General features: G+C 43.0%; 12 protein-coding genes. All 12 read left to right on the forward strand.

Annotated features, from left to right (window positions below; translation table 11 throughout):
- Positions 1–4 precede the first annotated feature (4 nt).
- The 12 genes from ymfI (at position 5) to GLW00_RS09300 (ending at position 11,912) form a co-directional block, all read left to right on the forward strand.
- Entirely contained in the window at positions 5–709 is a 705-nt protein-coding gene (ymfI, locus tag GLW00_RS09245; protein ID WP_335808456.1) for an elongation factor P 5-aminopentanone reductase, read from the forward strand.
- Between the two features lie 67 nt (positions 710–776).
- The gene (locus tag GLW00_RS09250) at positions 777–1,037 is read left to right on the forward strand and encodes a DUF3243 domain-containing protein (RefSeq protein WP_160913302.1); all 261 of its coding nucleotides are present in this window, start codon (positions 777–779) and stop codon (positions 1,035–1,037) included.
- Between the two features lie 193 nt (positions 1,038–1,230).
- Positions 1,231–2,022, forward strand: coding sequence for a DUF3388 domain-containing protein (locus tag GLW00_RS09255; RefSeq protein WP_146816339.1), 792 nt, complete (start codon positions 1,231–1,233; stop codon positions 2,020–2,022).
- 18 nt (positions 2,023–2,040) lie between these two features.
- The gene (locus GLW00_RS09260) at positions 2,041–2,961 is read left to right on the forward strand and encodes a helix-turn-helix domain-containing protein (RefSeq protein WP_160913304.1); all 921 of its coding nucleotides are present in this window, start codon (positions 2,041–2,043) and stop codon (positions 2,959–2,961) included.
- Positions 2,962–3,077: 116 nt separating this feature from the next.
- On the forward strand, positions 3,078–3,656 hold the full coding sequence (gene pgsA, locus GLW00_RS09265) for a CDP-diacylglycerol--glycerol-3-phosphate 3-phosphatidyltransferase (protein WP_160913306.1): 579 nt from the start codon (positions 3,078–3,080) through the stop codon (positions 3,654–3,656).
- Entirely contained in the window at positions 3,653–4,891 is a 1,239-nt protein-coding gene (locus GLW00_RS09270; RefSeq protein ID WP_160913308.1) for a competence/damage-inducible protein A, read from the forward strand. Before pgsA ends, GLW00_RS09270 begins: the two co-directional genes overlap by 4 nt.
- Positions 4,892–5,057: 166 nt before the next feature.
- Complete coding sequence (gene recA, locus GLW00_RS09275) at positions 5,058–6,101, forward strand: recombinase RecA (protein ID WP_160913310.1); 1,044 nt, start codon at positions 5,058–5,060, stop codon at positions 6,099–6,101.
- Positions 6,102–6,442: 341 nt separating this feature from the next.
- Positions 6,443–8,005, forward strand: a complete 1,563-nt coding sequence (gene rny / locus GLW00_RS09280) for a ribonuclease Y (RefSeq protein WP_160913312.1) — start codon at positions 6,443–6,445, stop codon at positions 8,003–8,005.
- A gap of 87 nt (positions 8,006–8,092) precedes the next feature.
- Positions 8,093–8,890: a 2',3'-cyclic-nucleotide 2'-phosphodiesterase gene (gene ymdB, locus GLW00_RS09285; RefSeq protein WP_160913314.1), complete on the forward strand. Its 798-nt coding sequence runs from the start codon at positions 8,093–8,095 to the stop codon at positions 8,888–8,890.
- Positions 8,891–8,998: 108 nt separating this feature from the next.
- Positions 8,999–9,259, forward strand: a complete 261-nt coding sequence (locus GLW00_RS09290) for a stage V sporulation protein S (protein WP_008640081.1) — start codon at positions 8,999–9,001, stop codon at positions 9,257–9,259.
- A 418-nt stretch (positions 9,260–9,677) separates the two neighbouring features.
- Positions 9,678–10,718, forward strand: coding sequence for an L-threonine 3-dehydrogenase (gene tdh / locus GLW00_RS09295; protein WP_335808457.1), 1,041 nt, complete (start codon positions 9,678–9,680; stop codon positions 10,716–10,718).
- An 18-nt stretch (positions 10,719–10,736) separates the two neighbouring features.
- Entirely contained in the window at positions 10,737–11,912 is a 1,176-nt protein-coding gene (locus tag GLW00_RS09300; RefSeq protein WP_160913316.1) for a glycine C-acetyltransferase, read from the forward strand.
- Positions 11,913–12,010 lie beyond the last annotated feature (98 nt).

Raw genomic sequence — 12,010 nt, forward strand, 5'->3', positions numbered from 1 at the left:
GTGCTTGATCATTGGGGCCAGCGGAGGAATTGGTCAGGCAATCGTGCAACGTGTGGTTGAGCAGGGCTATTCCGTTGGTCTGCACTACAATCATAGTGAAAAAACCATTAAAGAAAGCAAAAAGCAGATCCCTGATGCTCAGTGGGCCGGGGCATATGGAGCAGACCTCTCTACCTTAGAAGGTATTCATGTACTTTTAGATCAAATTGATGAAGATTGGGACGCTATGATCTTTGCTGGTGGTCAAATGTACAGTGGTTTGTTCCAGGATATGAAATCCAGTGAGATGGACGAACTTTATTTGGTTCACGTTAAATCTTTGTGGATGATTGCTCACAAAGTAATTCCATATATGATTCGAAAGAAGAAGGGCAATATTCTTGTCATCAGTTCGATTTTCGGTCTTGAAGGTGCCAGTATGGAGGTTATTTACAGCTCTGTAAAAGGTGCGCAGAACAGCTTTGTGAAAGGTCTTGCAAAGGAAGTGGCCCCAAGTGGAATTCGAGTCAACAGTATTGCCCCAGGCTTAATTGCGACAAAGATGAACGCACATCTTAATCAGGAAGAATTGGACTTCCTTGAGGACGACATTCCTCTTGGACGATCCGGAACACCTGAGGAAGTCGCAGACCTGGCTGGCTTTTTGTTGAGTGACAAATCCAGTTATATAACGGGGCAAGTGATCCAAGTCGATGGTGGTTGGACTTAATTCTGTTGCATAAGATCCCTGTTTCCTTCTCATACTAAGCATGAAAAAATTCAGAGGAGGTTACATCATGTCTGTTCTCGATAATTTCGATTCTTGGAAGGATTTCTTGGGGGATCGCTTACATCAGGCGAAAGGTCAAGGGATGCAAGAACAAGCGGTTTCTGAACTTGCTTATGAAATTGGTGGTTATTTAGCCAACTCCGTTGATGCGAAGAATGAGCAGGAAGCTGTCTTGCGTGATCTTTGGAACGTAGCAGATGAAAAAGAGCAACACGCCATCGCTAATATGATGGTGAAGATGGTCCAAAACGAAGGAAACCAAGCTTAACCTCGTCATCAATCCGCACAGATGTCTGTGCGGATTTTTTTTTGGTGAACCCAAGCTTTTTCAATTTTTGTATGTTTATGGGGGATCGTCCTTTCCTATTTAGAAAAAATCCTTTATGATAGATAGAGAGTGAAAAATTCCATAAATCACTCGACTTTGACAAATAACGACAATTTCTCAGAGGAGTTGTATTATGGAAAAAAAAGAATGGTACTTAGAATATGAAATCCAATATAACCGCCCAGGATTGCTTGGGGACATCTCCTCATTGCTTGGGATGATGGCGATTAACATCGTTACCATCAATGGTGTAGAAAATTCACACCGTGGCATGCTGCTCTTATGTAAAGATGAAGAACAAATCACACGGTTGAGATCGATTTTAAATACAATGGATACAATTAAGGTGACAAAGTTACGCCGGCCGAAATTGAGAGATCGTTTGGCAGTGAGGCATGGACGTTATATACATAGCGATGTGGATGATCGTAAAACATTCCGTTTCAACCGGGAGGACCTGGGGTTACTGGTTGATTTCATGGCAGAGCTCTTTATGAAAGATGGGCATAAACTGATTGGGATCCGTGGGATGCCCCGAGTAGGAAAAACGGAGTCTGTCGTGGCAGCGAGTGTATGTGCAAACAAACGATGGTTATTCGTTTCCAGTACGCTTTTAAAGCAGACCGTACGTAACCAATTGATCGACGAAGAGTACAGTGAAGACAACCTATACATCATCGATGGGATTGTATCTGCTAAAAGAGCGAATGAAAAACACTGGCAGCTTGTGCGCGAGATCATGAGACTTCCCGCAACGAAAGTCATTGAACATCCGGACATTTTTGTTCAGGAAACAGAATATACGATGGATGACTTTGATTATATTATCGAACTTCGGAATAACGAAGATGAAGAAATTACTTATGAACCTGTGGAAAAACAAGAGATGTCTATGAATGAAGGTTTTTCCATGTTCGATTTTTAGAAATTGGATGGTGTTAACATGGAGATTGGAGAAAGACTAAGGGAAGCCCGTGAATCGAAGGGCCTTTCTTTAGAATCGCTGCAAGAGACGACAAAAATACAAAAACGCTACCTACAGGCAATTGAAAAGAATGAGTTTCAAGTGCTGCCTGGAAAATTCTATACTCGGGCGTTTATCAGGGAGTATGCCTCTGCGGTCGGATTAGATCCAGAAGTGGTCATGGAAGAACACAAAGGGGAGCTTCCGACCTTCGATGAGGAGAGTTCGGTACAATACAGCCGTGTCCAGAGGACTAAAAAGGAAGCGACACAGAAAAGTGGGCCATCCTCCCGTGTTCTGCCTACGATTTTAACCGTTGGCTTAATCATTGGTTTAATCTTTGTCGTGTGGCTCGTATGGCAGAATATGAGCGGGGCTGAAGGTGAAAATCCAGCAACAGACAATGGTTCCAACAATGAAATCAGTGTGCCTGAGAATTCTGAGAGCGAGACTTCCGCCGATCAGGAAGAAGCGAAAGACACTGAGGATGGAAGTGAATCTACAGAATCAGCTGAAGAAGAAACATCAGCTGAAGAAGATGAGGAAACTCCTGTAGAGGAAGAAGAAGAAGAGGTAGATATTCAATTGGTTCAGGAAGGGACAGGTTCTTTTCCGGAGCACACCTACGATGTCAGCGGCACGACTGAACGTACCGTTAACATCGAGTTGACAGGGAGAGCCTACATGGAAGTACAAGCTCCTAAGAGTGGTGAAGACCTTGTGACAGCAAAGGAATACACCGCCGAGGATTCGCCTATCACCCTTGATTTAGGAGACAAAGCTGAATTGTACATTAAGACTGGAAATGCACCGGGAACTATCGTTACGATCGGCGGTAAGAAAGTCCCTTATCCTAACCCGGAAGTATCCACGCAGAAACTATTGTTGCAATTCAACTAAGAAACTGAATATAATCATGACTAGGCTGCCCCTGCGTTTCATTTGAAGAATGAAAACCATTCTTCTTGGACGGGCAGCCTTTGATGTATTGAAATGACTGTTAGGAGAGTGAACGTATGAATTTACCAAACAAAATTACTTTATCAAGAATTTTCCTTATTCCAATTTTTATCATCCTTATGAGTGTTCCATTTGACTGGGGTACCTTCCAAATGGAAGGGCGTGAGTTACCCGTCGCCCACTTAGCAGGTGCTTTGCTATTTATTATAGCTTCTACAACTGACTGGATTGACGGGTATATTGCAAGGAAGTATAACCTTGTCACTAACTTAGGAAAGTTTCTAGATCCTTTAGCTGACAAGCTATTAGTCAGTGCAGCCCTCATCTTACTAGTTGAGATCGGTCTTGCACCCGCCTGGATCGTCATATTGATTATCAGTCGTGAGTTCGCAGTGACGGGGCTTCGTCTGGTGGCCGCAGGAGAGGGCAGTGTCCTTGCAGCAAGCCAAATGGGAAAACTGAAGACATGGATCCAAATCATCGCTATTTCCCTTCTGCTCCTGCATAATTGGCCTTTCGCTTTCATCGGGTTCCCTCTGGGAATGATCGCGCTATACTTGGCTTTAATAATTACCGTGTACTCTGGTTACGATTACTTCAAAAAAAATTGGCATGTAATGAGGGATTCTAAATGAGAGCAGAAATAATAGGCGTCGGTACAGAATTACTATTAGGTCAAATTGCGAATACAAATGCTCAGTGGATCTCAAGCCGGCTTGCGACACTTGGGCATTCCGTTTATCATCACACTGTTGTTGGAGATAACCTGAAGAGGGTAACTGATTCTTTCGCATTGGCGGAAAAAAGGGCTGATCTTGTTATTGTCACAGGCGGGCTCGGCCCTACCGAAGATGACTTGACACTGGATGCCGCTCAACTCGTTTTTGATCAGGAATTGGTCGAACATGAAGATTCTATGGAGAAGATCAAGAGCTATTATCAACGAAATCAAAAGTTTATGTCAGAGAACAATCGTAAACAGGCGCGTGTGTTTGAGAGTGCTTCCGTCTTTCAAAATTTAGAGGGGATGGCTCCTGGTCAACTGGTAAAGCATGAGGATACCGTGTGGGTCTTCCTGCCAGGTGTCCCTAGAGAAATGAAGTATATAATGGATGAGTATATCATTCCTTACTTACAGAATAATTACCATATTGAATCCCAAATCGTGTCAGAAATGATGCGTTTTATCGGGATCGGTGAATCGGATTTAGAAACGAAGCTTCAGTCTTTCATTAAATCTCAAACCAATCCAACCATTGCCCCGCTTGCATCTGAGGGAGAAGTGGGTCTAAGGCTGACGGCGACAGGGGAATCCACTGAGCAGGCGAAGGAAAAAATCCTTTCGCTTAAAACTGAAATTCTAACCCATGTCGGCAAATATTATTACGGCAGTGATGCGATTACCATTGAAGAGAAGGTTAGAGATCTTCTTAAAGAAAAGAGTCTCAAAATCGGATCGGCAGAAAGCTTTACCGGTGGGAGGTTCTTGGAACGTCTGATCGCACTTCCTGGTGCTTCATCCGTCTGTCAGGGTGGCTATACCGTCTATACTCCTGAGATGAAAGAAAGAATACTTCAGGTTCCCAAATTCCTCATAAAGAAATATGGAACCATCAGTCATGAATGTGCGGAAATGATGGCTTTGAATGCCCAAGCGAACTTAGATGTAGATGTGGTGGTCAGTTTCACGGGTGTTGCAGGTCCGGATGCCAGTGAAGGACATGAACCAGGCACTGTCTTCATCGGTCTTCAAATAGGGGAGAGGAAACCTGAAGTTCATAAATTTCATTTCGACGGTGGACGGGAACAAGTGAGAGTGAGAGCTGTGAAAAAGGCGTACGAAATGATTTTCCTAAGATTGAAAAAATGATTTTTCATTGATAAAAAGGTGCAGTTTTGATAATTTCACGTAGGAGAAATAAAAAAATTGCACCTTTTCTTCTTTATAAAAAAAGGGAACATTTATTCGCTTTTTAGTTGGCAAACGATCCAAAACAAGTTATGATAGGGTTAGAAATATTGAAAGGCGGTATATAATGAGCGATCGTAAACAAGCGTTAGATATGGCATTGCGTCAAATAGAAAAACAATTCGGAAAAGGCTCCATTATGAAGCTTGGTGAAAGTGCTGAGCAGAGAGTGAACACGGTCCCAAGTGGATCCCTTGCTCTTGATGTGGCACTTGGAGTAGGAGGATACCCGCGAGGTAGAATTGTAGAAATTTATGGACCAGAATCCTCTGGTAAAACAACAGTCGCGCTTCACGCGATTGCTGAAGCTCAAAGAAAAGGCGGCCAGGCGGCCTTCATCGATGCGGAGCATGCCTTAGACCCTGTCTATGCAAGAGCGTTGGGCGTAGATATTGAAGAGCTTCTACTATCTCAACCGGATACGGGAGAGCAGGCGCTTGAAATTGCAGAGGCCCTAGTCCGTAGTGGTGCAGTAGATATGGTTGTCATCGACTCTGTAGCAGCACTTGTACCAAAAGCTGAGATTGAAGGGGAAATGGGTGACGCCCACGTCGGTTTGCAGGCCCGTTTGATGTCTCAGGCGCTTCGTAAGCTTTCCGGAGCTATCAACAAATCGAAAACGACGGCCATCTTTATTAACCAAATTCGTGAAAAAGTGGGAGTAATGTTCGGTAACCCTGAAACAACCCCTGGTGGACGTGCCTTGAAGTTCTATTCTTCTGTTCGTCTGGAAGTCCGTCGTGCGGAGACTTTGAAACAAGGAAACGAAATGGTCGGAAACAAAACCCGTTTGAAAGTGGTCAAAAACAAAGTAGCCCCTCCTTTCAGACAGGCGGAAGTGGATATTATGTACGGAGAAGGAATTTCCCGAGAAGGAGAACTTCTTGATATCGGGACAGACCTTGATCTCATCCAGAAGAGTGGTTCCTGGTATTCGTATAAAGATGATAGACTCGGTCAGGGCCGTGAGAATGCCAAGCAATTCCTGAAAGAAAATGTAGAAGTCTATGAAGAAGTGAAAAAACTGATTCGAGACCATTACGGCATGGAAGCAGATGAAGAAGCTGGAGATGCCAACAATAAAGAAAGTCAGGAAACGCTGGACGTCTAACTGTTTAAAGAAAAATCGAGTATGAAACCACTGTTTCATACTCGATTTTTTCATAGGTATAGGTTTTTCCAAATCCAAAAAAAACTATTTTTGGGCTTGTTTCACATCATTTTTAAAGAAATTAGGTCTGAAAATGCGAAATGAATAGACTGACATTTTTAAATATTTGAATATGTTAGCAGATACATAGGGCGTTTCCTTGACATTCCGTATAGTCAAGCATAAAATGAATGTGTATCATTTTCATCTTTATACCCTTATCTTAAACAAATGAAACTGAAAATGAAACGTTTGTAATTGCCGACAAACGGACCAAGTTCATAGCAAGAGGAGGTGAAATTATGGATATAATATCCTCGCTCATCTTCATTTTGCTTGCCCTTATCATCGGTTCTGTTGTTGGTTATCTTATTCGGAAATCGATTGCGGAGGCGAAAATTTCCAGTGCTGAGGACCTTGCGAAACAGATTGTGGAAGAAGGTCATCGCAATGCTGAATCAGCCAAGAAGGAAGCTCTTCTTGAAGCGAAAGAAGAGAACCAGAAATTTCGCCAGGAAGCGGAGAACGAAATTCGTGAGCGCCGCATGGACCTGCAGAAAACTGAAAATCGTTTAACTCAGAAAGAAGAGAATCTTGATCGTAAGAGTGGAACGCTTGACCAACGTGATCTTTCACTCGAAAAGAAAGAAGGGACTCTTGCCGAGAGACAACAACAAATTGAAGAAATGGAAAGCAAAGTGAAAGCTATGCTTCAAGAACAACAAACAGAGCTTGAACGTATTTCAAGCTTAACATCAGACCAGGCGAAGCAGATGATTTTAGAACGCGTCGAACAAGAGGTATCGCATGAGTCAGCGCTTATGATTAAGGAAGCGGAAAACCGCGCGAAGGAAGAAGCGGATAAGAAAGCGAAAAGCATTCTTTCTCTTGCCCTTCAGCGTTGTGCAGCGGATCATGTAGCTGAAACGACCGTTTCCGTGGTCAATCTCCCTAATGACGAAATGAAAGGCCGTATCATCGGACGTGAAGGCCGGAACATTCGTACTTTAGAGACATTAACAGGCATTGACTTGATTATTGACGATACTCCAGAGGCCGTCATCCTTTCAGGGTTTGATCCAATTCGACGAGAAACAGCAAGAATGGCCCTTGAGAAGTTGGTGCAGGATGGACGAATTCACCCGGCTCGTATTGAAGAGATGGTGGACAAGTCTAGACGAGAAGTTGATGATTACATCAGAGAAGTTGGTGAACAAACGACATTCGAAGTAGGTGTTCATGGTCTCCACCCAGATCTGATTAAGATTTTAGGACGTCTGAAGTACCGTACCAGTTACGGACAAAACGTCTTGAAACACTCAATGGAAGTCGCCTACCTTTCTGGTTTGTTAGCTGCCGAACTTGGAGAAGATGAAACCCTGGCCCGTCGTGCAGGTCTGCTTCATGATATTGGTAAAGCTATTGACCATGAAGTTGAAGGAAGCCACGTGGAAATCGGTAAAGAACTGGCGATGAAGTACAAAGAGAATGAAACGGTTATCAATGCTGTGGCATCCCACCATGGTGATGAAGAGCCGACTTCAATCATTTCTGTACTTGTGGCTGCTGCCGATGCTCTTTCCGCGGCACGTCCTGGAGCCAGAAGTGAAACCTTAGAGAATTACATCAAACGTCTTGAAAAACTGGAAGAGATTTCAGAGTCTTACGATGGCGTAGAGAAATCTTTCGCGATCCAAGCTGGACGCGAAGTTCGCATCATGGTTCGTCCTGATGAAATTGATGATCTTGAAGCAACAAGATTAGCACGAGATATTCGAAATCGAATCGAGGGAGAACTCGATTATCCAGGTCATATTAAAGTTACCGTTATTCGTGAAACACGTTCTGTGGAGTATGCGAAATAAAATGAATGAAGCGGCCTTCTGGGTCGCTTCATTTCTGTTTTTACGGGGACAATAAAGAAACGATTGTGGAAGGAAGGTTTTTGTTAAATGAGAATTTTATTCATAGGTGATGTCGTAGGTTCACCAGGACGTGAAATGGTTGATGAATACTTACCGAAACTCAAGCAGAAATATCAGCCTGCTGTGACGATTGTGAACGGTGAAAATGCAGCTTCCGGAAAAGGTATTACCGAAAAGATTTACCGTCGGTTCCTTGAAAAAGGTGCTCAGGCCGTAACACTCGGTAACCATGCATGGGATAAAAAGGAGATCTTTGAATTTATTGACGACGCACAATATCTCGTCCGGCCAGCCAATTACCCTGAAGGCACGCCAGGAAAAGGTATCACTTTTGTCAAAACCCCTAAGGGTGAGGTCGCCGTTATTAACTTACAAGGACGTACGTTTTTGTCTCCGAATGATGATCCATTTAGAAAAATTGATGAGCTGATCGAAGAAGCTAAAAAACGAACATCTATTATTTTTCTGGATTTTCATGCGGAAGCAACAAGTGAAAAGCAGGCGATGGGCTGGTATGTAGATGGCAGAGTGAGTGTAAACGTTGGGACACACACCCATATACAGACCGCAGATGAAAGAATTCTGCCGGGTGGTACGGGCTATATTACTGACGTAGGTATGACAGGGCCATATGACGGAATTTTAGGAATGGAACGTGAAGCCGTTTTGAAGCGTTTTCTTACAAACTTACCTGTACGTTTTGAAGTTCCAAAAAAGGGAAGAGCACAACTGAGTGCCTTCTTGGTGGATGTAGATGATAAGACAGGAAAGTCTACGAAAGTACAGCGTATTTTAATTAATGATGACCATCCATTCTTTGAGTGATTATTTGAATTTTGCGACAAATTCATTCATAATGAAAAGGTAATATCCTACATCTCCAAGAATATAGTAGTTATGGAACAACTATAGTGATTGAAGGAGGAGCTAGTAATGGAAGTCTTAAAAGTATCAGCCAAATCCGTACCTAATTCAGTAGCAGGAGCCTTGGCCAACGTAGTAAGAGAGCGCGGGACGGCCGAAATTCAAGCGATCGGAGCAGGAGCATTGAATCAAGCAGTTAAAGCCGTTGCCATCGCCCGCGGGTTTGTCGCCCCAAGTGGCATGGACTTGATTTGTATTCCGGCATTTACAGATATCATGATCGACGAGGAGGAACGGACAGCGATTAAGTTGATCGTCGAACCTCGATGAACTTATAAGTTCCGGCTTTTTTATCAGTTTCGTGTACTTACGATATTTGCTAGCGGATAGCTTGTCGTTGTGAATGAAAGAAAAATAGAATGGAGCAGAAGACGTACTCACAATTGAGTACGTCTTTTTTTATTATGATGTAATAGAAAGCTGTGAAGATGATCTGCTTAAGAAACAACGGTGGTTCTGAGTTTGCAGACTATGGCCCGTCCGCGCTTAAAGATACCAAATCAGATACTAAAGAATAGTACTTAATGTAATAAATATGGATAGTTGCTAGAGGCTGCTAGAAAGTTTGCAGAATATAAGCGTTTGTATTTATACAGTGGACAGGTAGATTTGCGTTTTACGCAATACATGTTACTATTGTTTTTATAAGAGGTTTAATAATGATTTACTTAGGTTAGGAGTGTTCACTGTGAATGGAACGATGAAAGCGATCGTTAAGCATCACCGAGGTCCGGGAGCGCAAATGCAAGAAGTTGCTATTCCTGAGATCCGTGATGATGAAGTATTAATTCGTGTGAAAGCAACATCGATTTGTGGGACGGATGTCCATATATATAATTGGGATGAGTGGTCTGAAAGCCGCGTTAAACCCCCATATGTTTTCGGTCATGAATTCTCAGGGGAGATTGTGGAAGTAGGAAGTAAGGTTCATAATTTCCAAACTGGTGACTATGTTAGTGCAGAGACTCACCTTATTTGTGGCCACTGTCCTCAGTGTTTGACGGGTAAATTCCACATTTGTGAAAACACTAAAATTATTGGTGTGGATACCCAAGGTTGTTTTGCTGAATATGTAGCTCTTCCCGCCGACAACCTTTGGAAAAATCTGGAAGATATGCCAACAGACATCGCTTCCATTCAAGAGCCGATGGGGAATGCTGTACATACGGTTTTAAATGGCGATGTAGCAGGAAAATCAGTAGCTATCATCGGATGTGGTCCCATTGGGTTGATGGCTGTAGGCGTTGCCAAGGCAGCTGGAGCATCTCAAGTGCTTGCTTTTGATTTGAATCCGTACCGCCTTGAACTTGCTGAGAAAATGGGAGCGACAACCGTGATTCATTCTGGTGAAATAGATCCTGTAAAAAAAGCAAGAGAGTTAACAGATGGTCATGGGGTAGACGTGGTTTGTGAAATGAGTGGCCATCCCGTAGCGATGGATCAAGGATTTAAGATGATTACGAATGGAGGCCGCGTTTCCATTCTAAGCCTACCTACAAAGAGAGTCAGCCTTGATGTTACGAATGATATCGTATTCAAAGGTGTTGAGGTTCAAGGGATTACTGGAAGGAAAATGTACGAAACGTGGCAGCAGGTTTCCCGCCTTCTTCAGTCTAAACAGGTGGATGTTGCTCCACTGATTACTCACCATATGAAGCTTGAAGAGTTCGAGAAGGGCTTTGACTTGATGAATCAGGGTCAATGTGGAAAAGTAGTTTTACACCCATAATTGTAAGGAGGATGTTTTATGAAAGGCTTTGAATATTTGCAAAAAGAACTAAATGAAATGCAGGAAGAAGGAACATTCCGTACGTTGATTCCTCTCGAATCTGCACAAGGTTCCAAAGTGACAATCAAAGGAAAAGAAGTAATTCAACTTTCTTCTAATAACTATCTGGGACTGACCTCTCACCCGAGGATGAAAGAAGCAGCTGAAAAAGCTAATGAAGAATACGGAGTAGGAACAGGTTCAGTTCGTACGATCGCAGGTACTTTGAAAATGCATGAAGATTTTGAAGAAAAATTAGCGAAATTCAAGCATACAGAAGCTGCTTTAGTATTTCAGTCCGGCTTCACAACAAACCAGGGTGTCTTGTCTTCTATTCTAGGTAAAGAAGATGTAGTCATTTCTGATGAGTTAAATCACGCTTCAATCATTGATGGAATTCGTTTAACAAAAGCGGACCGTAAAATTTATAAGCATGTGGACATGGAGTCGCTAGAGTCGGCGTTGAAAGAAAGCGGCGACTATCGTACACGTTTAGTCGTTACTGATGGTGTCTTTTCCATGGATGGCAATATCGCACCGCTACCAGAAATCGTAGAGCTTGCTGAAAAGTATGATGCTCTTGTTATGGTGGATGATGCACATGCTAGTGGAGTTCTAGGTGATAATGGGCGCGGTACGGTCAACCACTTCAATCTTGATGGCAGGGTCCATATCCAAGTAGGTACATTAAGTAAAGCCATTGGAGTACTTGGCGGGTATGTGGCAAGTACAAAAACCCTTAGAGATTACTTAATACACAAAGGTCGTCCATTCTTGTTCAGTACATCCCACCCGCCAGCAGTTACGGCAGCGAATGATGCAGCGATTGATGTATTGTTGGAGGAGCCGGAACTGATCGAAAAACTTTGGGACAATACAAAATTCTTCAAAGATGGTTTGAACGCTCTAGGGTTTGATACGGGCATCAGTGAAACACCAGTAACTCCAGTAATGGTCGGGGACGATGCTCTTACTCACAAATTCTCTGATGAATTGTTCGCAGAAGGAGTATTCGCACAAGGAATCGTCTTCCCTACGGTCCAGCGTGGAAAAGGACGCGTGCGTACAATTGTTACAGCAGAACATTCCAAAGAAGAACTTCAAGAAGCTCTCGATGCCTTCGAAAAAGTCGGTAAGAAATTAGGAATCTTGTAATATTAAAGAAGCCAGCTATGGAGTCGCATAGCTGGCTTCTTTTTTTATAAACAGTAACCCTTCTATTAAACGAACACTTCCTTTTCTTGAATAATCAG

It is taken from the genome of Halobacillus litoralis, from assembly GCF_009856445.1.
In the GTDB taxonomy this organism is placed as follows: Bacteria; Bacillota; Bacilli; order Bacillales; family Halobacillaceae; genus Halobacillus; species Halobacillus litoralis.